Below are 22166 nucleotides of genomic sequence, written 5' to 3' on the forward strand. Positions count from 1 at the left end.
AAGCTTGGCCGCGACTCTCACCTTACGCGTTTGTCCTACTGTCTACTAATTCACTTGACAGTAAGCATTCGATATCGACTTCCGGAATAGACGATATACAGACCTGTAGTCGGCAGCATAATATTCAGTTCTCTTCCATTGGATACCATCTTAGAAATAACCTTGCCTTGAGCGTCTACAACACGGACGGCATGTCCATTGGGAATATTGACGACAGTCAACATATTGCCCGAGACCTCCGCAGAGAAATTCGGTTCTTCAAGAAACTGAGCTTTCGGTTCCGCGACATCGCTTTCAGCAATCATCTTGGCATAAGCCGGTCTCTTTAAAGGAGAATAGTAAACAACAGACTGCTCTCGAACAGATACCTTACCGCCCAAGAAGCGACCATAGGCCGAAATGCCCTTTGTTGTACCTAGGCGAATGGTTGATTTTGGAGCATAAATGGAGCCGTACCATTTGTTATCGATATTGACATTGTAGGTAGCATGCTGAATCAATACAAATTGTCCCGTCATATCCCCAACATCTGCATCACTAGGTTTCACGAACGCAGCTTTCCAATTTACAAAGCCACAGGTATGCAAGTTCGTACGATGCGTGTTATCCAAAAGCTTGACTTTAGAGCCAGCCATAAGCGTAATGGTACCAACATACAAATCGCCATTACCAAGAACCAGCGTTCCACCGCTTTCTACGATAAGGCTCCTAATCGGTGTCGACGGAGTGATCGTCAGAGTTTCGCCGCTATACACGTAAGCATCCCTTGTACCCGTATCATATACAGCATGCTTTGTCACAACATACTGCCATGCCCCGCCACCAAGAAACACATGGCCATAACCAATAGCAGAGTTACTTCTGGTCATGCTGCCTTCTTCATCCGCCCTATAGAAATATACGAAAGGTGCAACGCTTCCATCGCCCAATCTGACCTTGCCCTTGGAATCAATAAAGCCCGCATGAGCATTTTCACGAAGATCCACAGCATAATTATCATTGCCCTTATATTCAGAAGCGATGCGACATCCATTGTAACGAGGGCGGTAATCACGCCGCTCATTCTTATAGGAGATGTATGTAGGCCGGCTATCGGAGTTCCAGCATTCTACATTCTTTCCAAGTTCAACACGGCCCAACGAATAGATGGTATAGCTTCCCGGGACGTTATCCGAAACCGTGACTTTATCTATGTCCGGAAGATACGGATCGGTTTCTCCTTCATCCCAAAGGCCGTTCCTATTTTTATCTTCATAGCCATCTGAACGGTTATCCCCATCCGTATTGGACTTCTTTTCGGGAAGTATTTCTTCAATTTCCAAGGCCCGACCATTTTTTTTATCGTAGGCCGAGCTCAAGTTAAGGAACTCAATGGCCTTTGTATTAGGATCGTAAAGGTAATTAATGTCAATTTGCAAACGTATAATTTTGGCGTGAATTTCCTGAGAATCGCTCAAAGCATCGCGATCTGTCGACGCGCCATTAGGATTAGTTTTAAAACGATATTTTTCGTCAAAGTCACACAAGCCATCATTATCAGAATCCTTATCAACCGGAAATTCCGTATCAGATCCAATCAATTCACTTGGTTTTTCATAGGCAACCCAACCTTCAATATCTAGTTGGTCAAAGTATACATAACCTTCAGTTCCATGGTTGTCGAAATTTACACAATGAACCAATTTCCTTTTTTCTGAATCCTCGGCTACGGCATCAATCAACATAGCATGCTGAGGCACACTGATATAAACTGGTTTATCTTTTTTCAGGTCCGACAATATAGAGGCTATATCAAGCACATTTGGACGATATACACTTTGGGCATATCTATTAAACATTTTTCTGAAAACGGCCTCGAGAGAAGCGTCACTACCCCCATATTGTAACAAGAAGGCATCATATCCAGGATGAGTATAAATACTAGAATTGCCCAAAGCTGAATTTTGGCCCCAGAAGACCATTTCATCCTGTGTCATCGGCTTAAAATTAGACGGAAAGGTAATAGTTTTTTCAGCCTTGTACTTATTATAAAAGTAATGATACAGGTTATATGCAGCAACAGCCCAGCACCGATACATTAAGGGTTCCCTATTATCGCTCCAGCCGTTGTACATGTGGCCTTCTGTTGTCATTTCGGTATAGCCCAGTGCGTCAGAAGCTGGTCCCCAGGTCGTCACCGTCATCTTAGTGTCCTTGATGGCACCATAAGAAGGGGCCGCTAAGTCATAAAGGACCGTGAGTTTCTTAGTTACAGGCTGAGACAGTCCCGCAGTTCTGTAATTTTCATAGACGACATAATTTACAGAGGTTCCTGGCTTCGCCTTTGTTCTCGTATGAGGTATAATGCTCGCCGCAAAAGACTCTGCACTCCAAAGCCCTACAAGGGTTAGTGCAAAAACAACATTCCTTTGAATGTTCATATTGTTCTCTCCTATTTTTGATTGTACAAAACAAGTTTATCCAAAATTTCGTACAAATTCAAGACTCGGTGGAGAATAATAAAAAAAACATTTCAAAAAAACAAGTACATTTTTACATACAAAATACTTTTTTTACACAAATTAATCCAAAAGGAGCACTACAAATCCAAACGTATTCTATACTTGCCAGAAAATTTAAAAAGGCCGCCCCGCGAGGGAGCGACCAATTTAATTTCTCTAGCACACAGCGTTTTCAGCAGAGGCATCACTGTCTACTGCCTACTTCCTACTGTCTACTAATTAGTTACCGCGTTCGAAGCGGATGAAGTTCACGACCTTCAAGCTGGAAAGACCGAGAGCCTTAGCAACGACTTCCTGGAGGTAGTCCTTGACGCTGAGCTTCTTCGGGTTCTTTTCGGACATGAAGAATTCCTGGTCTTCGAGAACGATTTCCTTGAGCACCTTGGCGACGCGACCGTCAATCTGGCGCTGCAAGAATTCGGGCTTCGGAGCCTTGCCGGAAGCTTCGATCTGGGCCTTGGCGATTTCCTTTTCCTTTTCGATGGTTTCGGCCGGGACGGCAGCATCGTTCAGGGCGACCGGAGCAAATGCAGCGGCCTGCATAGCGATGTCCTTAGCAGCCTGCTTGAGAGCAGCTTCGTCAGAAGCGGTACCTTCGAAAGCGAGTTCGGTAATCACGCCGATCTTGCCCTTCATGTGGCTGTAAACGCCAAACACGGAGTTAGCGACCTTCTTGATTTCGGCGAACTTGCGGAAGTCGATGTTTTCCTGGATCTTGACGAGCACATCCTGGAGCACATCGTTGATCTTCTTGCCATCGACAACGGCGTTCTTGAGGTCTTCGACAGAGGCGATAGCCTGAGTTTCGACAGCCTTCACAGCCATGTTGGCGAGAGCGACGAAGTCGTCGTTGTTGGAAACCGGTTCCGTTTCGCAAGAGAGTTCGAAAGCGGCAGCCTTGTCGGCGGTTTCGATCAAGTAGATGCGGCCTTCCTTGGCGGCCTTGTCGGCGCGCTTGGCGGCAACGGCAGCACCCTGCTTGCGGAGGAGTTCAACGGCCTTGTCCATGTCGCCGTCAGTTTCGGTGAGGGCCTTCTTGCACTGCATCATGCCCACGCCAGTCTTCTGACGGAGTTCGTTAACGAGGGAAGCGGTAATCTGCATATTACTTTTCTTCCTCGCCGTTGTCGAACTTCTTCACTTCTTCCTTATCGGCCTTCTTGTCGGCGGAACGCTTTGCAACGTTAGCAGCGATGTAGTCGATGATGAGCGTGAGGGACTTCACGGCGTCATCGTTGGCCGGAATCGGATAGTCCACGAGAGTCGGGTCGACGTTCGTGTCGCAAATGCCGATGATAGGAATGTGGAGGCGGCGAGCTTCAGCCACGGCGATCTTTTCGTGAGCGAGGTCGGTCACGACGAGGAGGCCCGGGAGGTTCACCATTTCACGGATGCCACCGAACACGGAAAGGAGCTTTTCGCGTTCGCGGTTCTTGTCGAGGACTTCCTTCTTGGAGAGGGCCTGGAAAGTGCCATCGGCTTCCATGGCGTCGATCTTGTCAATCTTCTTGATGGACTTACGAACGGTCTGGAAGTTCGTGAGCATACCACCGAGCCAGCGGTTGGTCACGGAGAACTGGTTGCAAGAAGCAGCAGCGTCGAGCACGCACTGACGAGCGGTCGGCTTGGTGCCAACGAAGAGCACGGTCTTGCCAGATTCAGAAATCTTGGCAGCGGCCTTAGCGGCTTCTTCAAGGAGTTCGCGAGTCTTGGAGAGGTTGAGAACGTAGATGCCGTTCTTTTCAGCCAAGATGTAGGGTTTCATTTTCGGGTTCCAGCGCTGAGTCTGGTGACCAAAGTGGGAGCCTGCAGCAAGCAGATCTTCGACAGAAGGCAGATTTGCCATAATGTATTTTCCTTTTCGGTTGTTACTACCCGGACTGCAATTAAGCCGCGAAGCACAGAGCGGACCCAGGGGTCAGGACGGTGCCACCGAAGCGACTCTCGCAAGCCGGTGATTGGTTTTACCCGGGCGTAATTGCCCGAGCGGCGCAAAATATAGAAAAGTTCTAAATTTGTGTCCATGCCCGAATTCTCATAATGGTCGCAAACCCCAAAGAAGATCATTCTGCTTTCGAGCTGTGCCTGGATGGACCTGGACGTGGTCTACGAACCGATCCGCAAGCAGTTCGACATTATCTTGGGGCACGAGGGTTACACGCTGATTGCAGCCCCACAGATGCGCGCACTTGACCACCGCGGCGGCAACTTCTAGTTGTTCTTCTGTCCGAACCAATATGTCATATACAAACGGAAGCGCAATTCGCTGATGTCTGTAGATTTGTATTTATCGGATTCCTTGAACATTCCCAGGAACTCGTAGCCGGCTCTTAAGCCAAATTCAAAGCCGTCATATTTCCAGCCAAAGGCAAACATCGCATCAAACCAAAAATCGTTCGCATAGTCTATTTCATCATCTGAGTAGATTTCATCGTCGTCTAATTCGACTTTTTCTTCGACAAACGGGAACCGAAAAGACGGGCCCGCTGCCACGAAAAAATGGTCCGTCGCAAAATAGTCCCACAACACGGTAATTTCCCAAGCATTCGTCATGACAGAATCCTTAACCGTGCGGTGCTGGTATTCATATTCGCTAGAAAAACCGAAAGCACCATCGACACCTAGATCCACAAGCACCGACATTCTGCTTGCCACAGGGAAAGCCATTCGGAAAGCAACACCTCCCCCAGCCGACACATTTTCGTCGTAAAGGTCCGCGTCTTCCCCGGTCATATAAGACGGTCCAAGGCCCAACATGATGCCCATGCTGAATTTCTTGAACGCAGCATCACTTCCTGCAAAAGACGGAACCACCAAAATCAAGGAAAGCAATATGACAGCAATTCTATTTTTCATAATTCCCCACCGAAACATCAACAGTACTGTCATTTACTCCGCCGGACAAAATCAATTCATTCGAAAGCGGATTGACTTTTAGAAAAGCTTTGCTTCGAGCTTCAAAATTGATTTCCAAAGGTTCAACCGTAATCGTACGTGCACCTGCTCTCCAGTAGTCCCTGGTCTCGCGAATCGACTCTGCAAACACATCTTTCTTTACGATTGTTTTGGCATTGTTCATATTGAGAATTCCGCTCACATCGATCGAAAGCGCGGCACGGTTGTTCGCCGCATCAACCACAGAGAAACTAAGTTTTCCTTCCGCGTTTGCAAAAAGAGTGTCCTTTATCGCAATAGTCGTATCGTGTTTGACCCAAGCTTCCCCGACATAATAGCCCGACAGCGTAACGGCATCAATAGTCGAATCCTTTGCATTGTTCAAAGCCATTACAGTCGGTATATTGGCATCGCCTTTCGAATACGGGACATCCTTCTGGAAATACGAAATCAACGATTTCGCCTTTCCCGTATTTTCATCCTTGACCTGCAACGAAAGAATAGAGGCATCCTTGAACCCCGAATACGTTTCGTAATAGGTGCAGCCACCATAAGCCGCGCATCCCCCATTCCGAAACTCTTCCATGTCAAAACCGCCGAACACGATTCCGCAATTCTTCGATTCCGAATTGACCCGGCACACCAGCGAAAAACTTAGGCCAGGAAGATCCGTCAAAAGCACCTCGTTCGACTTTTCGACAAACGTGATGATATGGGAGTCACTAGAATTTGTGCCACAGGCCGCAAGCAAAAAAGAAACAGCAAATAAGAAGGCTAACTTTTTCATCAAAATTAAATATAAACTAAAATGCACAGAAAAGAAACGTTATTTACAAAAAAGAAAGGCCTCCGCAAAGCGGAGGTCTTTCGTAATAGCAATTTCGCAGATTAGCGCTTGCTGAACTGGAAGTGCTTACGAGCCTTCTTGCGGCCGAACTTCTTACGTTCAACGGCACGAGAGTCGCGAGTCATGAGGCCTTCCTTCTTGAGGGCAGGCTTCACTTCGGCGTCGTTAGCAACCAGGGCACGGGCAATGCCGAGACGGACAGCGCCCATCTGGCCAGCGATGCCACCGCCACGAGCGGTAACTTCGACGTCCCATTCTTCCGCGTTGCCGAGGATGGCGAACGGAAGGTTAGCGATCATGTTCTGCACTTCAGAATGGAAGTAATCCTTGAAATCACGACCATTGATAGTGCGCTTGCCGGAACCCGGCTTCAGGATCACAGCGGCGATGGCGTTCTTGCGACGGCCAGTGCCGCGGTAGATCTTCTTAGTTTTTGCGGTAGCGATAGAGGTATCCTCCGTTCTTAAAGTTCTACAACTTCAGGTTTCTGCGCGGCGTGCGGATGTTCGGCACCGGCATAGATTTTGAGCTTCTTGATCATCTTGTGACCGAGAGCGCTGTGCGGGAGCATGCCCCAAATGGCAGCTTCGAGCGGTGCAGTCGGGTGCTTTGCCAAGAGGTCGGCAAAGTTGATCCAGCGTTCACCGGCAATGTGACCGGTGTGGTGGAAGTACTGCTTCTGCAAAGCCTTGTTGCCGGTAACAGCAACTTTTTCAGCGTTGATCACAACCACGAAGTCGCCAGTGTCGACGTTCGGGGAGAAGATGGCCTTGTGCTTGCCCATCAGGAGTTTTGCAACTTCAGAGGCAACGCGACCCATAGGCTTATCGGCGGCGTCCACAAGCTTCCACTTGCGTTCGACGTTCTTCGGGTTTACCGTAATGGTCTTCATGTAAATCCTTTTTGAGTTATTCCGGAGCAAAGTCGCCCCGTGAAATGCTACGCTAAATTTAGAAGAAAAAACGCAGCTTTGCAAGGGTAAAAAAGTGCGATTTTTCGGAAAATCCGCGTCGTTTTCGGTATTTTCATTCTATCAATTATAACAATTCTAATAATTATTATAATAAATTGACGGAAAAAGCCGGCTATTTTCGCTTCGTCTTATAGAACAAGCTGCCCACCAGCGAAACGGCAAGCACCACGATCATCGCAGTAAGACCCATGTCGGCAAGGTTCTTATATTCACCCACACGCCCCGATTCTATAAGCATGATAATGATCAGTGCAATTACGGCGGCAGTCGCACCCATGCGATCGAACATCTTGATTTTGTCATCGATAGAGAACGGCTTTTTGGGGTCATTAGTAAAGGGCATCGACATTACCTCCCAAGCAAATCCATACAATAAGTCCAATCATCACGAGAACGCTAATGGCAACGTTGGCCAAAAAGAAGTCGCGGTTCATGGCATCCAAGTCATCGGATTTACGGAACAAGTGAATGTAGAGGATTGCGGCGGTCATGAGCCCCATTACCACCCACCAAGGCAGTCCCATGCCCCAGAACACGCCGAATGCGACACAGAGCACAAGCATCGCGACATGGCTCCAGAAGGCAATCTGCAAAGCACGTTTGCGTCCAAAGCGGGCCGGCACCGAATGCAGTCCCATGGCGCGGTCAACCTCTTCGTCCTGGGTCGCGTAAATGATATCGAAGCCGCCCATCCAGAGCATCAGAATCACGAGCAAGAAAACTGGAAACACCGCGAACTCGCCGCGAATGGCAATCCAGGCACCAAGCGGGCTCATGCCGATTGCAAAGCCTAGGAACCAATGGCAAAGCCAACTAAAGCGTTTCCAATAAGAATAAGAAAGCAGCAAGAGCCACACGGGTAAAGCAAGCAGACCGGCGAGCGGTTGCAACAGCGCGGCAAAAGCAACAAACAGCACCCCATTAACGGCAAGGAACGCAATGACCGACGCCTTGCTCAGGCGCCCCGCAGGCAAGTGGCGCTTTGCGGTACGCGGGTTCTTGGCATCGATATCGGCGTCGGCAATGCGATTGAAGCTCATGGCGCTGTTGCGGGCGGTGACCATACAGCCCACAATCAACGCAACTATCTTCACCGCCTCCGTGGCATCCATGCCACGGAAACCTGCAGCCGCCACCCACATGGAACCAATCGCAAAAGGCATCGCGAAAAGCGAATGACTGAAGCGCACCATGTGGCCGAATTCAAGAATCTTTTTCAGCATACCTATTTCTTTTTCGCTCTCACCTTAGCCAGGTGCTTCACCGAAGGCGTCTTGGACTTCGCCGCCGGAATGCGGATTCCCTTCCACGGTTTCACGATGTTATCAGCTGTCGTAAGCGCACCCAAGTGAACCAGGATTCTAGCGACTACGGTGTCAACCAATTCTTCGATTGTTTTCGGACGGTCATAAAAATGAGGCGCCGCCGGAATCACGATCCCGCCCATTCGCGTCAGACGCGTCATGTTGTCCAGGTGAACCAGGTTGTAAGGCATTTCGCGCGGCACCACAACCAGCGGGCGGCGTTCCTTGAGGCAGACATCAGCCGTTCGAATCAGCAAGTTGTCGGAGGTCCCGGCGGTAATGCGGCCAAGAGTTCCCATGGAGCAAGGCACCACCACCATTCCTGCATAATCGGCGCTACCGCTAGCGCACTCGGCAAAAAAATTCTTCACATCGGGTTGCTCGTCCACATACTCGAACAAGTCTTCTTGCCCTTCGTAAGCAACCACGCCCCTGCCCGGCGGAGTCACGAGCGCCGTCACGTGATGTCCCAGGCGTTTCAAATGCATGGCAGTGCGTGCGGCATAAATGGCGCCACTTGCACCGGTTACCCCCAAAATATATCGACTCATGTCCGTCTCCTCAGTAACACGCGGTAAGCCACCCCAAAAAAGCAGGGTTTCACATGCACCAGCTCAAAACCGTTTCGTTCCGCCAACGCCACAAATTCGGCAACCGGCAAAAAACGAAGCACCGAATTGACCAAGTACTCATAGGCCTCGCGCTTGCTAAAAAAGGCTCCCAGCACCGGAATAAACAGCGGCGCCAACCTCTTGTAGAAAATCTTGTTGAATACGTTTCTCGGCGAAAAGAACTCCAACACTTGCAGATATCCCCCATTTGCAAGTACACGCGCCGATTCCTTCAAGCCACCTTCGGCATCGGGCAAGTTACGCATTCCAAAACCATTCAGAATCACGTCAAAGGACGCATCATCAAAGGGCATCTTCATGGCATCCAGCTGCACGGGCACCGCAGTCATCTTCTTGCCAATTGCCCCCTTCAGCATGCCAAAAGAAAAATCACCAAGCACAGCCACGTCGGGCTTGCCGTTGATCTTTTCGTAAGTAACCGCAAAGTCACCTGTTCCCCCGCACAAATCGAGCAAGCGCTTGCCGGGTTTCTGCTTCCTGATTTCACGGCAGCAGCTGCGGCGCCACAAAATGTCCTGAAAGCAACTGAGCGTATGATTTAAAAAATCATAGCGGCTGGCAATCTCGTCGAACATCTTGCGCACGGGGCTTATCATGGCGCCAAATATAGAAAAAGGAGCCTAGGCTTCAAGCCACAGGCTCCTTTCCAAATGCTTACAAACTGCGATTACTTGAAGGTTGCCGTGATAGACAGGCCTTCTGCAACCGTCGCGATACACGATTCCGGTGCACCGGCCATAGGTTCGCAACCCGTCCATCCACCGAATACGGCACCTGCTGCGGGGATAGCCGTCAGCACCATTGCGTTTCCGGCAAAGAACTTGGCCTTGTAATTTGCACTCGGCAACGTCATGCCATCCATAACGATAGAGCCATTGCCACTGGCGGTAATCGAGACAGAAGTCATGCTGCCAACGCCAAATTCTTCCTGAATTTCAGACAGGAACTCCGAATCGCGGCTTTGTGCCCAAGTCGTAAGATCTTTGCCTTCCTTATCGAAATGGCCATACTCACTTCTTCTTTCCCTATAGGCTTCCACATCCATATCTCTAGCAACATCTTCCGAATTCAGCATGCCAGCAAGGAATGCTCTATTTTTCTCAACGTTGTCTGCGTTCAAGAATGAGCTAAGCATTACTGCAGCATGGTTCAGGAAGAGTCGCTTGAAGTTGGGGTTTTCAATCAAGCGCGTGTAAAGGACATGGAAGCAATGGGCCTTATCTCCAGTAAATTTATCCTTGCTACTTGTATAACAGGATCCATTAGAGCGCCCACCCTGCTTGACCCAGTTAAACATGTTTTCATGCTTGCCAAAGCCTTCGACGCCCCAATCCCAATCAAAGCCATGGTCAAGGTCATAAATCATGAACTTCCAAAGCGGAGATTCCGGAGCTTTCCAAACGCGCACGTTATTGTTCGGCCAGTCACCGTTATGAACGTACATTTCGGCAAGCATGTAGTTGGCAAAGTTGCCCATATCCATAAGTTGCGACATGTAGTTATACGCTTCTTCATCTGCAGAAAAATCGTGTGCAGCGGCATATTCCAGCATGGCAAGGTATTCGTCAGGGGTACCATTGCTGGCTTCCACTTTCAGTCCCAAATGCTTGAGGAAGGTGACCGACGAAGCATCGATTCCGTAATTCGTTTCTACAAAGTTCTTGTTGAAACGTTCACGCATATCGTGAATGCCGTAGTACTTACCATTGTAGAACACCACCACCTGGCGGCTACGCTGGTAATCCACGCCACTGCCTTCAAGAATGGCACCACCCACCGCATCGGCAAAGTAGTCGCTCACAAAACGGTTACCGTTGTTACGCAGGTTGAATCCCTTGTACTTGTCGTTCACGCCCTTGCGGGTTTCGAACAAAGGATACTTCAACCAGGTTCCGCCATACTCTTCGCGCATTACGATAGCGACAGACTTCTTGCGTTCCATACGGCTCCAGCCGCCCATCAAAGAAATGCCGCCATCGGCTTCCCAGGCCTTGCCCTTGCTGCTTCTGCCCTTTTCGTAGTATTCCACGTGAACCGGAAGTTCTCCAGAATCATTCGGATAAGACTCATTCGGAGCATACATCTGGTCATGATCCATATCGGGCGTACCGCCATTCGTCTTCTTGTAATACTTTTCAAAGAAGCTCGGATCTACGCTCACCGCCACCACAGGCATGTTAGCCGTTTCATCGATGAAGTAGGTATTGGTTGTCACTTCCTTGGTAAGGAGGCCGTCCTTGAATGCGGCGCAGCGAAGAACCGTGGTCGATTCAATCTTCATGTCCGATTCAAACTTTTCGGAATTCTTTGTCGGAACAGAACCGTCCTTAGTGCAACGTACAGTCACGCCTTCCGGAACGTTCGGCTTGTTCAAAGTCACAGAACCGTTATAGAATCCGCCGCCATGTTCGCCAAAGCTGATAGAAGGAGTAACACCTTCGTAACCATCAGACACATTATTCGGCTGTTCGGGAGTCGGCTTGTCAAAGAACTTCCAGGAACCGCCATCGACAATACCCCAGCTCATGCCCGCACCGATTTTCGAATACTTGACCGTGTCACGGATTCCGTAATACTGGTCAAGCAAGTAAACCGTTCCGCTGTCCTTATTCAGCTTCCAATTGGTATGGGTGCGCTGATGCAAGTTAGAACCATCATCGGGAGGAACTGCAGTCACATTGTTTTTGTCGCAGAACACGACACGGAAGGACTTGGCAGCAATCAGTTCATCACCAAAAACCCACTTGCGCGGCTTTTCCAGATTTTCGACAAGCGAATAACCCTTGAGGTTTGCAGAAACATCTCCTGCATTGTAAATTTCAATCCAACCCGGATCGTCGCCATTTTCATCAAGCCAGTTCAAGTTCACCGGGGAAATTTCAGTAATGATCAGGGCCGAGTTACCAACCCAATGGGGAGTCGTATCGGCAGGTATATACGTGGTATCATACACCGTAACCGTATCACCGGTAACCGGGTCAATCTGCCTTGTTGAATCGAGAACCTGGGGAATAGTGTCATAAATAGTTGTCTGGTTTCCGTTGCTATCGACAACAACCGTCGATTCAACCCTTGCCGGCAACGGTGTTTCGTGTTCTCTCGTCGAAGTTGTATCTTCGGTAGAACAAGCCATAATGCCCGTAAAAACCAAACCAAGTCCGCTCAACAAAGCAAGGCTATTCATTTTTCTGAATATATACACGCTGCCACCTGTGAAAAAACGTTTTACCGGAAACTCCCGATTTCCAGAGCCCTAATCTTTTTACACCCAGGTACTAAATTTAGAAGATTATTCCAAAAAAAGGGAAAAATATCAGTAATATTCTATTTACCCTTGACAGAGGTCACAAAGTGTTCTATATTTGGCCTACCAAGTCGGCGCTGTAGCTCAGTTGGTAGAGCAGCGGACTGAAAATCCGCGTGTCGTCAGTTCAATTCTGACCGGTGCCACGAAAAAAGACCTCGAGTTTCGAGGTCTTTTTCATTTCTCGAACCACTTTGTAAACGAAAATTAATCGGCTTGGTGGCGGTAAAGGCTATAAATCTCGTCCCAATGTTCCATCAGGACATCGACCAGCTCCGGCTGGAACTGTCCGCCACGCTGTTTCTGGAATTCTTCCTTCACCTTTTCTTCGGGCCAAGGCTGCTTGTAACAACGCGGGCTAGAAAGGGCGTCTAGCACGTCGGCAACGGAGCAAATACGGCCTGCCAGCGGAATCTCTTCTCCGGCAAGGCCCTTGGGGTAACCGCGGCCATCCCAGCGTTCATGATGGGAACGGGCAATATCAGCGGCAAAGCGGAGCAACTTGCGTTTGGAATTGTGGAGCATGTTGTAGCCGATTTCGGAATGCATCTTCATGATAGCGTATTCGTCGTCGGTAAAGCGACCGGGCTTATTCAAAATGGCATCGGGAATGCCGACTTTGCCCAAATCGTGCATCGGGGCAGCAAGGCGAATGCGTTCCACCTCGCTTTCAGGAAGCCCCAGGAACTGCGCGAGCATGTAAGAAATCTCGGCAACGCGCTGAATGTGGTCGCCAGTTTCCTGGCTGCGGTATTCAGAAACATCACCCAGAATATGAATGATTTCGCGCTGGGTCGCTTCCAGTTCCATGTTCAACATGGCAGATTCAACGGTCTTTGCAGAATAGACAGCCGTAAGGCTCAGGCGTTCCAAGTCCTGGATCGAAAACACGCCAGCTTCGCCCAACTCGTTTTCGCCCTGCTTGTTAATCGCCTGGTACACACCCATCACGCGACCCGCCGAATTCATCAGCGGAACCGTCAAAACAGAAGTTGTACGGTAATGCGTCTTTTCATCAGATCGACGGTCGAACCTAGGGTCTTGGTAGGCATCCTTAATCAGAAGCGGTTCGCCCGTCCTTACGGAATAGCCGACAAAGCCTGCATTATAGGGAATACGAAGTTCGCTTACGCCATGGGCCACCTTGGTCCACAATTCACCGCTATCTTCGTCGACAAGCCACAGGGAGCAACGGTCCGCCGCCACAATGGAGCGTCCCAAATCAGCCATCAGAACAAGCAAGCTATCCATTTTACGTTCTGCCGCAATCTTCGGCATATACGTAAACAATAGCTCCAGTATCCTCTGGGATTCTACAGCCTGTTTCTCATCCATTTCCGTCATACAATGTAAAATTTAGATAAACCTTGTTTTATTTACAACTCTGCTTGACAGAAAAGGGCGAATTTTTCTATCCTTGGGAAACCCTGGAGGAATAGGCTAATTGGTAAGTCAGCGGTCTTGAAAACCGCCGCCGTAAGGCTTGGGGGTTCGAGTCCCTCTTCCTCCGCTAAAAGCGCTCCCTAAACGGGGGCGCTTTTTTGTTTCCATCAACCCAACTGTCTGCTAGATTTCCCATTCAACGCGGTTGTCCGCCGCATAGTCCGCCACCGCAGAAGCAGGTTCGTCATAAAGCAAAGTACAGACCTTGAGCGGGATCGGAAAGTTTCGCCCGAACGCCGCAAGACACGCAGAAGTCGTCGCCCCCGTAGTAAACACATCGTCCACCACCACCACCGTCCCCGAAGCAGGGATTTCCTTCAGCACGCATTCAAAAGCGTAGGCGACATTCCGTTCACGCTGTTCCCTGGACAACTTGGTCTGCGAAACCACAAATGTCCGGCGTCTAAGCCATCGGCAGACCTTGCCGCCGAAAACAACCGCAAGGGCCGCCGCAATCTTTTCCGCCTGGTTGTAGCCGCGTTCCCTATACCTCGCCCGATGAAGCGGAACAGGAACAAAGTAGAGCGGCTTCGGGAATAGGGAAAGATCTTCACGCACTACCCCGCAACGAACCGCCGACGAATGCTTGACCAAATAAGTCGCCACCCCCGAAATCCCCCTGTACTTTAACGCATGTACTAGCTTTCGGGTCAAAGGCCGCATAGGGAACAGGCTATAGGTATCCGGCCCCGGGGCAAGTTCCACGGTAGACTCCCGCTCCAGTTCCGTGATACATTCCGGGCACAGCCACGGATCCAATTTTCTGGATGGTTTACCGCAGCCAAGACATTCCGCCCCGAAGACAAACCGTCCCACATTTTCAATCCAGCGCATACAAACTCCTGGGAGCAAGCAAAGCCCCTTTTATATATACGCCAGATTCGTAAAAAATGGTTAATTTCGGCTAAAGGCCAGGCCTTCTTATCTTCGACGTGCCTGGTAACGCAAGCAAAGCAAAAATCCCACCAACACCATACAGGTAAGGGCGAAGGATCCACCATAAGAAAGGAACGGCAAGGGAAGTCCCGTCACCGGCATAAGCCCGATGGTCATCGCAATGTTCACAATAATGTGGAACAAGAAAATCGTAGATGCCCCCATGACCATAAGCGTCACGAAGGGGTCCGAAGACAGCCTGCTGATAGAGGTGGCTCTCCACAGGAACAAGGCATAGAGCACAAGCACAAAGGCGCAACCCAAAAAGCCGAACTGTTCCCCCAGAACGCTAAAGATAAAGTCCGTATGTTCTTCGGGCAAAAAGGCAAGGTTGGTCTGGGATCCGTTTCCAAAACCCTTACCGATAAGGCCACCCGAACCGATTGCCGTCAAGGACTGCAACACCTGATAGCCATCGCCCAACGGGTCACTCATGGGGTCAAGGAAGGTGTTCACGCGCTTTTGCTGGTGAGGTTCCAGCATGTTCCACGCCATGGTGCTTGCATATCCTGCAAAAATGTTTGCCATCAAGATAATCGCCGTCAAGACCTTCGGAAGCTTTCTGCGGAACAGGGCAAACACAACTACGCAAATCAAAAGACCCCAGAGGATTTCAAATACAAGCGCCTGCGAATGGGAGAAAAACACCGAGAACACCGGACTTACAATCAGGAACATGTCAGTCAGGGTAAGGCCCGCAAAAAAGAATCCCACCATAGTCACGGCGATAAACACAAGAGCCGTACTCAAGTCAGGCTGCTTAAGCACTAGGGCAAAAGGCACAATAAACAAGAAGAATGGCACCACGAAGGTCTTCATTTTATACAAGCTAACAGGATGCTTCGAAAGCCAATAAGAGAACGTGAGCAGGTAAGCAATCTTTGCAAATTCCGAAGGCTGCAACTTGAAAATGCCAAAGTCAATCCAGCGACCGGCCCCCTTCACCACATCTCCGGCAAAAAACAGCACAACAACAAGCAACACCAAAGCCAACACGTAGCAGGGTATGGCAGCTCGCTTCAACCAGTCGATACGCACAAACACCAAAGCCGCTGCAAAAACACTTCCGAAAATGAAATAGACAATCTGCTTGAACCAGAACAATTCAACCACGGAGGTATCTTCGGCAATGGTCGCAGAATACACAAGAGCAACACCCACGCTCATCAAGGCAAGCGTAAGCGTAATGAACATCCAGTCAAACTTGATTGAACGGTTAAGGAGCCGATTGGGTTTCATTTTTTTTCGCCTCACTCAACTTGTTTTCAAAATAGGCTTCCATTACTTTCTTCGCAATCGGGCCAGATACAGCGCCACCGCCACCGGCCGCCTCCATAATCACTGCCACGGCAATTTCCGGGTCGTACAAGGGAGCTACCGCCGCATACCAAGCGTGGGTCTTTTCCCCCTTCTTCCATTCACCGGAACCGGTCTTTGCTCCCACTCGCACATTCGGGAGTGCGCCGCGTTTACCCGTACCGCCCGGATGGTTCACCACGGAATCCATGGCGGCAAGCAAAATACGATGGGTATACGGTTTCATGTTGCCGGGTCGAATGATTTCCGGTTCGTAACGGCGCACCACGTTTCCCTGGCTATCGCGCAGTTCCTTCATAAAGTGGGGCCTATACACGCCTTTGCCCGTCGCCAACGATCCAATCAGGGTCGCCTGCTGCAAGGGCGTCACAATCTGTCCCTGACCAATAGAAAGATTCAAAATCAATCCGCGGGCCCAACGCCAACCCAGGCGCTTGTTCCTCTGGTTAAACGAGGCCGAATCCGGAAGCCAGCCCGCCTTTTCGCCAGGGATATCGACACCGAGAGGTTTTTCGCCCAAGCCAAAGCGCCTGCCGAATTCATTGATTCGGTTCATGTCGATATCGAGACCGGCCTGGTAAAAGAACACATCACAACTCAAGCGGATGGCGTTCACCACGTTCAAGCTGCCGTGCGTGCCCCAGCATTTCTGGTAACGCGCGCCGTACTGGTAGCCACCCGTACAGGGTTTAGAATAGTACTTGTTCTCGGTCAGGATTCCATTTTCAAGGCCTGCACCTGCCGTCACCAATTTAAAAATAGATGCCGGCGGGTACGTACCCGAAATCGCACGGTTCGTAAGCGGTCTCATGGTATCAAGCGCAACGTGCGCCCAGCCCTTGTTGCGCTCTCTCTTCTTGAGCGAGAAAATATTCGGATCGAGCCTTGGCGACGATACCATCGCCAAGATTTCCCCGTTTCGCGGGTCAATCGCAACAAGCGCCCCTTTTGCCGTATCGGGAATCGCTTCTTCGGCCACCTTCTGCAAGCGCAAATCGATCGTAGACACCAGACGGAGTCCCGGAATCGGTTCGGTTCCCTCGACTCCGTCAACAGAACCCACCTCACGGCCGGAAGCGTTCACTTCCACAAGCTTCATCCCGTTTACGCCACGGAATTCCTTGTCGTAAAACTGCTCAAGTCCTTTTTGTCCAATGCGGTCCCCCTGCATATAGCCTTCGTACTCCGGCAACTTGAGCTGTTCTTCGGAAATTTCACTCGTGTACCCGAGTGCATGCGAAGCCATCGTCCCATAAGGGTATTCGCGGCGGGATTCAATCACCGTCATCACGCCGGGCAATTCCTCGGAACGTTCTTCGATAATCGCCACCTGTTCTGCAGTCGCATCTTCCAGCAAGCGAATAGGTCTAGTTTTAATCCAGCGGGAACGCTGGAAAGCCGTATCCAGCGAAAGCGAATCGAACAGGCGTTCACCAGCAGCGTCCTTAATGCCGAGCAACTTCATGAACAAGGAATCGCGTTCCGATTTCTTGCGGGGCATGTTTACCGAAGAAAGGGCAATCTGGTAAGACGGTCGGTTGCGCACCAACACTTCGCCATTGCGGTCATAAATGTAGCCGCGTTCGGCCACCAGCACCACCTTGCGAATGCGGTTGTTTTCGGAACGCTGGAGGTTTTCGTCGTAATGGGTAAACTGCAACGAAAACAGACGCATCAAAAGAATAAAAAACAAGACCACAACACCGGTCATGTAAATCAATACATTCCAGTTCCTGTTTTGCAGGGTCTCGTTTTCAGACATTCCCTTAAGCATGCTTCTTCTTTTTACTGCCTAGATCCAGGTAGAAGAATATTCCGCCAATCAACATCGTATAAATGCATTCCGGCAACGACTTCGTCAAGAACAGGTTCGTAACCACATCCTTTGAAAGTCCGGTAACGCCATAGTAAATCATGTCGCAAACAAAAAAACCTAAGCCGAGGACACCCACTTTGGCGGGCAAATTCAAAGACAGGAATCGTTCTTCAAGTTGGCCGACAGCATAGCCCACCACCGTCATGGCAATCGTATTTGCACCGAGCCATTCTATCGGAGCATACACATCTTGTGTAAAGCCTGCCACAAAGCCCCAAAGACAACCTGCTGCAGGGCCCCTTCTAATGGCCACCGCCACAATAAAAATCATCACAAAATCAGGAGCTACGTCAAAGAAGCTCAACCAATCGGCAACCGTCATTTGCAAGGCAAACACGATTACAAACAAAACAAATGTCTTTAGCCACCCAAAGTTATTCATCGAGCAGCTCCTTGATAATCCAATCCGTTTCCTTTTGCATCACGAACACTTCTTCAAGGATCGAGAAATCCTGGAAAGGACTCACTTCCATCTGGCGCATCACATCAAGGTCAGACTTGCGAACTTCTTTCACCGTTCCAACAGGAATTCCCTTAGGGAAAATTCCTCCCAGACCCGAAGTCACCAAGGTATCACCGGCATGGACTCCCGCATGAGTCGGGACCAGGGCCGTCAAGCGAACGCCATCTAGGGATTCCAAGAAGCCCACCACGCGCGTACGGCGATCCATTACAGACAACTTAAGGTTCGGATCCACAAGCAGCTGCACACGGGAATGGCTAATCGTTGCCTTCGAAATTTTTCCGACCAGACCATTCATCGAAAACACGGGCATGTTTTCTTTCACGCCATGTTCTGTACCGCGGTTAATCACCATGGTCGTCAGGAACCTTCCAGGATTATGGCCAATCACGCGGGCGGTCACAATCGGGAAATCCCATTTGTCGTCAAATCGGACTAGCGTGTGCAGTCGGGCCAGTTCCTGCAAGCCTTCGCGGGCATGGTAAGTTTCTTGCCGCAAACGTGCGTTTTCTTCTTTCAGCAGTTCATTTTCCTGGGCCACCGACTTGTAATGTCCCACCGCAGAAACAAGGCGCTGCGCCGGGAAATAAAGCGTCGAAACCGCCGTCGAAACAATGCTTTCGCGAATCGGCGTCGGAGACTGACGCATCAGCAAGCCGAGAGCCAAGAAAAAGACAAAGGCAACGATACCGTGCCTTTGCGTAAACAAGTCGACTATAAAGCGAATTGCCCTAAGCATCGAACCCTGTCAAGTTAGTTCGAGGAAGCAATCAAAACCGGACGGTATTTATCCAAGTCTTCAAGAATGCGGGCTGCACCCTTGCAAACACAAGTCAGGGCTTCATCAATCACGTTCACCGAAAGCCCCGTTTCCTTACGGATGCGTTCGTCAAATCCGCGCAGCTGAGAGCCACCGCCAGTCATGATGATACCCTTGTCGTAAATATCGGCAGAGAGTTCCGGCGGAGTAATGCTCAAGGCCTGCTTTACCGCTTCGATAATGGCGGTCACAGGTTCGTTCAGAGCTTCACGAATTTCAGCGCTGTTGATTGTCGTCGTACGCGGCATGCCAGCCAAGAAGTCATGACCCTTCACTTCCATGGTCAATTCTTCTTCCAGCGGGCTTGCAGAACCTATCTGAATCTTGATCTGTTCAGCAGTGCTATCGCCCACGCAAAGGTTGTACATCGTGCGCAGGTAGCGGACAATGGCTTCGTCCATTTCGTCACCGCCCACACGCACAGAAGCGTTACAGACAGTGCCGTTCAAGGCAATCACGGCAATATCGGAGGTACCACCGCCAATATCCACGATCATGTTACCCACAGGGTCTTCCACGGGAATACCCATACCGATGGCGGCAGCCATGGGCTCGTGCACCAAGTGAACTTCCTTGGCACCGGCCTGCTTGGCAGCATCAATCACAGCGCGCTTTTCCACTTCGGTAATACCGGAAGGTACACCGACCACCACGCGAGGTTTCACCATCCACAGCGGGTACTTCTGCACACGCTTAATAAATGTTTGCAAAAGGGTTTCGACCAACTCGAAATCGGCAATCACGCCATCACGCATCGGGCGTACCGCACGGCTTTCACCAGGCGTACGGCCAAGCATCTTCTTCGCTTCGAAACCGATGGCAGAAACACGGTTGTTCTTGCTGTCCACAGCAATAACCGTAGGTTCATTGATGACAATTCCCTGACCTCCTACATGAACAAGCGTATTCGCCGTACCGAGGTCAATACCGATATCGCAAGAAAAAAGGCCGAACAAAATCCAATCCTTGTTTAAGATTTAACTTCCGTAAAAAATATAGGAAATTTCTAATTCTTCAGCGTGTCCGCACCGAACTTCCATTCCTTCTTGTAACGGTCCCATCCGCGTGTACTGACGTCGTAACGATACTTGCGCTTTTCATGCATGGCGATGTCTTTGTAGATAAAGAAATCTACCTCGGCATAAGCGGCATAGATTCGAGCCTCGGCGCCATCGAACAACCTAAAATCCTTCACGCGGTAATAGGGCGTATCGAGCAAACCGTCGCGGCCCTTAGAGGCCTTCATGGTTTCAGCCACCATGAACTTCAAGTCATCCTGCAGGTAGTCCGTTAATTTATTTTCTATGCGTTCCGTCGGTTCGGAACAGCCTATCAGAAATGCCGTAAGAGCAAGTGTAATTAAGGAGAAAAATTTCATAGCAAAAATGTAGAAAGAATACATAAGCAAAAGACGCTCCCCAAGGGGAGCGTCTCCGCATTTAAGTCCTATGTACCAAATTAGAACGAGTAGGTAGCGTCAACTCTGGAGAAAATGCGGCCTTCACCCTGGAACGGGTTGCGGAACAGCACGTCTTCAGCAACGGTCACGTCGATTTTCAGGCGTTCTTCGATGTTGATGCCGAAACCGAAACCGACATGGTCATCGGCAGAGCCGTCAGCCAGCGGGTTGGTAGAGAAGAACGTACCGTCGTCCTTGCAAATGCCGTAACGGTCTGCAGAGTATTCGTTCTTGGAGTTCACATCGCAATCGGTGTAAAGAATGGACTTCTGGCCACCCACGCGAATCACGAACCAATCCCACCAGATATTACGTTCGATACCGAAGCTGATCTTGCCACCGACATCGGAACGCTTGTCCCAGTTCGGATCGTCTTCGTTACGGGAGTCATAAACCCATGCGCCGCCATTCAGAGACTTGTCATAGACCCAGTCGTGAGCCTTCATCTGGTTCCAAATGAAGTCCAGACCCATCCAGAAGAAGCCGCGATCCATAGCCACATTGAGGCCGAGACCGGCCTGAGTGCGCTTGTCATCAATACCAGGAGCCTGAGCGAGCTTCATAGAAACTGCCGGCACGAGTTCACCATCGATAGCTTCCATGGTGAAGAAGGCACGGGCCTTGGCGAGAATGGAAAAATCGCCGTCGTCAAAGAAGTCGTGGCGATCCGGGCCGTACTGGATACGGGCAATGCCACCGGACAATTCGTAAGAGGTGCCGCTGCCCATCTGGAAGTTCAAACCACCGTCCAACTGGACGAGGGAAGCGTAAGCCTTGCTATCCGGCTGGTAAACGCCACTTTCATCGAGGTCGCCACCGTCCTGGTGAGCGATATAAATGTGCAAACCCCAAGCGTCGCCGCTCGAGAAGGTGCCACCCAAGAATCCGTCGAAGTTGGTCACGGTTTCGGGAACAACCACGTAACCTCTCTTACCAACCTGCACATAGTCCGGCAGGTACATGGCGAGATCCTGGTTGAGACGGCCGAAAAGGCCACCGATCGTGAACTTCGGATCGGGATTGTTGTCATCGCCGAAAGAGACCGAGAAGATACCACCGAAAGTCGGATGCTGCGGATCAACGTTGCCACCTGCAGTCATATCGTTGTCGGTATAAGCACCAAAGCCACCGATCAAGTAATTGGAGTAAAGGTTTGCATTGGCTGGGTTGTCGAAAATGCTCACATCATCCATAATGTAAGTCGTGTTCTTGCCCATGGATTCCACACGTGCAAAGGTTGCGAATGCAGAACCGACGCCAAGAATACCGAATGCGGCACCAACCGCGGCAGCTGTTCTTAAGTTCATTGGAAAACTCCTATTGAAATTTCTGTTTTAAAGTTAGTTTAATTAAACGAAAAACGCAACAAAATTTTAAACAAAATGAACTTTTTTTC

At 50.0% G+C, this 22166-nt stretch carries 22 protein-coding genes and 2 tRNA genes; 3 read left to right on the plus strand and 21 right to left on the minus strand.

The features are described from left to right. Nucleotides 1-50 precede the first annotated feature (50 nt). The 3 genes from B9Y58_RS05600 to rpsB all read right to left on the minus strand — a co-directional run bounded on the left by B9Y58_RS05600 (nucleotide 51) and on the right by rpsB (nucleotide 4347). Nucleotides 51-2420, minus strand: a complete 2370-nt coding sequence (locus B9Y58_RS05600; protein WP_073055394.1) for a hypothetical protein — start codon at nucleotides 2418-2420, stop codon at nucleotides 51-53. Nucleotides 2421-2720: 300 nt separating this feature from the next. Beyond that, the gene (gene tsf / locus B9Y58_RS05610) at nucleotides 2721-3605 is read right to left on the minus strand and encodes a translation elongation factor Ts (protein WP_073055391.1); all 885 of its coding nucleotides are present in this window, start codon (nucleotides 3603-3605) and stop codon (nucleotides 2721-2723) included. Nucleotide 3606: 1 nt separating this feature from the next. Next, nucleotides 3607-4347 carry a 30S ribosomal protein S2 gene (gene rpsB, locus B9Y58_RS05615; RefSeq protein ID WP_072980006.1) on the minus strand — a complete coding sequence of 247 codons (741 nt, stop codon included), beginning with the start codon at nucleotides 4345-4347 and terminating at the stop codon, nucleotides 3607-3609. 243 nt (nucleotides 4348-4590) lie between these two features. Between rpsB and B9Y58_RS15035 the strand changes: the two genes are divergently transcribed. Beyond that, nucleotides 4591-4716, plus strand: a complete 126-nt coding sequence (locus tag B9Y58_RS15035; RefSeq protein ID WP_255370610.1) for a hypothetical protein — start codon at nucleotides 4591-4593, stop codon at nucleotides 4714-4716. On the opposite strand, the gene B9Y58_RS05625 is transcribed toward B9Y58_RS15035, so the two are convergent. The 9 genes from B9Y58_RS05625 to B9Y58_RS05665 all read right to left on the minus strand — a co-directional run bounded on the left by B9Y58_RS05625 (nucleotide 4713) and on the right by B9Y58_RS05665 (nucleotide 12336). After that, nucleotides 4713-5357: a hypothetical protein gene (locus tag B9Y58_RS05625; RefSeq protein ID WP_073055389.1), complete on the minus strand. Its 645-nt coding sequence runs from the start codon at nucleotides 5355-5357 to the stop codon at nucleotides 4713-4715. The two genes, B9Y58_RS15035 and B9Y58_RS05625, sit on opposite strands and share 4 nt — an antisense overlap. Further along, on the minus strand, nucleotides 5347-6183 hold the full coding sequence (locus B9Y58_RS05630) for a hypothetical protein (protein WP_073055388.1): 837 nt from the start codon (nucleotides 6181-6183) through the stop codon (nucleotides 5347-5349). The genes B9Y58_RS05625 and B9Y58_RS05630 overlap by 11 nt, the downstream gene beginning before the upstream one ends. A 101-nt stretch (nucleotides 6184-6284) precedes the next feature. Beyond that, nucleotides 6285-6689: a 30S ribosomal protein S9 gene (rpsI, locus tag B9Y58_RS05635; protein ID WP_073055386.1), complete on the minus strand. Its 405-nt coding sequence runs from the start codon at nucleotides 6687-6689 to the stop codon at nucleotides 6285-6287. Nucleotides 6690-6706: 17 nt separating this feature from the next. Further along, nucleotides 6707-7135 carry a 50S ribosomal protein L13 gene (gene rplM / locus B9Y58_RS05640; protein WP_073055384.1) on the minus strand — a complete coding sequence of 143 codons (429 nt, stop codon included), beginning with the start codon at nucleotides 7133-7135 and terminating at the stop codon, nucleotides 6707-6709. A gap of 193 nt (nucleotides 7136-7328) precedes the next feature. Further along, on the minus strand, nucleotides 7329-7559 hold the full coding sequence (locus B9Y58_RS05645) for a hypothetical protein (protein WP_073055382.1): 231 nt from the start codon (nucleotides 7557-7559) through the stop codon (nucleotides 7329-7331). Continuing rightward, on the minus strand, nucleotides 7546-8439 hold the full coding sequence (locus B9Y58_RS05650) for a 4-hydroxybenzoate octaprenyltransferase (RefSeq protein WP_073055380.1): 894 nt from the start codon (nucleotides 8437-8439) through the stop codon (nucleotides 7546-7548). The genes B9Y58_RS05645 and B9Y58_RS05650 overlap by 14 nt, the downstream gene beginning before the upstream one ends. A gap of 2 nt (nucleotides 8440-8441) precedes the next feature. Next, nucleotides 8442-9071, minus strand: a complete 630-nt coding sequence (locus B9Y58_RS05655; RefSeq protein WP_073055378.1) for a UbiX family flavin prenyltransferase — start codon at nucleotides 9069-9071, stop codon at nucleotides 8442-8444. Continuing rightward, nucleotides 9068-9748 carry a ubiquinone/menaquinone biosynthesis methyltransferase gene (locus B9Y58_RS05660; RefSeq protein ID WP_073055377.1) on the minus strand — a complete coding sequence of 227 codons (681 nt, stop codon included), beginning with the start codon at nucleotides 9746-9748 and terminating at the stop codon, nucleotides 9068-9070. Before B9Y58_RS05660 ends, B9Y58_RS05655 begins: the two co-directional genes overlap by 4 nt. A 71-nt stretch (nucleotides 9749-9819) precedes the next feature. Then, nucleotides 9820-12336: a CotH kinase family protein gene (locus B9Y58_RS05665; protein ID WP_073055375.1), complete on the minus strand. Its 2517-nt coding sequence runs from the start codon at nucleotides 12334-12336 to the stop codon at nucleotides 9820-9822. Between the two features lie 193 nt (nucleotides 12337-12529). Here B9Y58_RS05665 and B9Y58_RS05670 point away from each other — a divergent pair. Continuing rightward, nucleotides 12530-12602, plus strand: a tRNA-Phe gene (locus B9Y58_RS05670). 61 nt (nucleotides 12603-12663) lie between these two features. On the opposite strand, the gene B9Y58_RS05675 is transcribed toward B9Y58_RS05670, so the two are convergent. Then, on the minus strand, nucleotides 12664-13800 hold the full coding sequence (locus B9Y58_RS05675; protein ID WP_073055373.1) for an HD domain-containing phosphohydrolase: 1137 nt from the start codon (nucleotides 13798-13800) through the stop codon (nucleotides 12664-12666). A gap of 85 nt (nucleotides 13801-13885) precedes the next feature. Between B9Y58_RS05675 and B9Y58_RS05680 the strand changes: the two genes are divergently transcribed. Then, a tRNA-Ser gene (locus B9Y58_RS05680) sits at nucleotides 13886-13966 on the plus strand. Between the two features lie 56 nt (nucleotides 13967-14022). Here B9Y58_RS05680 and B9Y58_RS05685 read toward each other — a convergent pair. From B9Y58_RS05685 to B9Y58_RS05720, 8 genes are all read right to left on the minus strand, one after another. Further along, nucleotides 14023-14733: a ComF family protein gene (locus tag B9Y58_RS05685; protein ID WP_073055371.1), complete on the minus strand. Its 711-nt coding sequence runs from the start codon at nucleotides 14731-14733 to the stop codon at nucleotides 14023-14025. An 87-nt stretch (nucleotides 14734-14820) separates the two neighbouring features. Beyond that, nucleotides 14821-16074, minus strand: a complete 1254-nt coding sequence (rodA, locus tag B9Y58_RS05690) for a rod shape-determining protein RodA (protein ID WP_073055370.1) — start codon at nucleotides 16072-16074, stop codon at nucleotides 14821-14823. Continuing rightward, entirely contained in the window at nucleotides 16052-17926 is a 1875-nt protein-coding gene (gene mrdA / locus B9Y58_RS05695) for a penicillin-binding protein 2 (RefSeq protein ID WP_073055368.1), read from the minus strand. The genes rodA and mrdA overlap by 23 nt, the downstream gene beginning before the upstream one ends. Continuing rightward, nucleotides 17919-18410 carry a rod shape-determining protein MreD gene (mreD, locus tag B9Y58_RS05700; protein ID WP_073055366.1) on the minus strand — a complete coding sequence of 164 codons (492 nt, stop codon included), beginning with the start codon at nucleotides 18408-18410 and terminating at the stop codon, nucleotides 17919-17921. Before mreD ends, mrdA begins: the two co-directional genes overlap by 8 nt. Next, nucleotides 18403-19230 carry a rod shape-determining protein MreC gene (gene mreC / locus B9Y58_RS05705; RefSeq protein ID WP_073055364.1) on the minus strand — a complete coding sequence of 276 codons (828 nt, stop codon included), beginning with the start codon at nucleotides 19228-19230 and terminating at the stop codon, nucleotides 18403-18405. Before mreC ends, mreD begins: the two co-directional genes overlap by 8 nt. Before the next feature lie 14 nt (nucleotides 19231-19244). Next, entirely contained in the window at nucleotides 19245-20267 is a 1023-nt protein-coding gene (locus B9Y58_RS05710) for a rod shape-determining protein (protein WP_072801020.1), read from the minus strand. A 50-nt stretch (nucleotides 20268-20317) separates the two neighbouring features. Next, a complete protein-coding gene (locus tag B9Y58_RS05715) occupies nucleotides 20318-20689 on the minus strand; it encodes a hypothetical protein (protein ID WP_073055509.1) in 372 nt (123 codons plus the stop codon). 80 nt (nucleotides 20690-20769) lie between these two features. After that, entirely contained in the window at nucleotides 20770-22077 is a 1308-nt protein-coding gene (locus B9Y58_RS05720; RefSeq protein ID WP_073055363.1) for a hypothetical protein, read from the minus strand. Nucleotides 22078-22166 lie beyond the last annotated feature (89 nt).

It is taken from the genome of Fibrobacter sp. UWB15, from assembly GCF_900177705.1.
Classification (GTDB): Bacteria; Fibrobacterota; Fibrobacteria; order Fibrobacterales; family Fibrobacteraceae; genus Fibrobacter.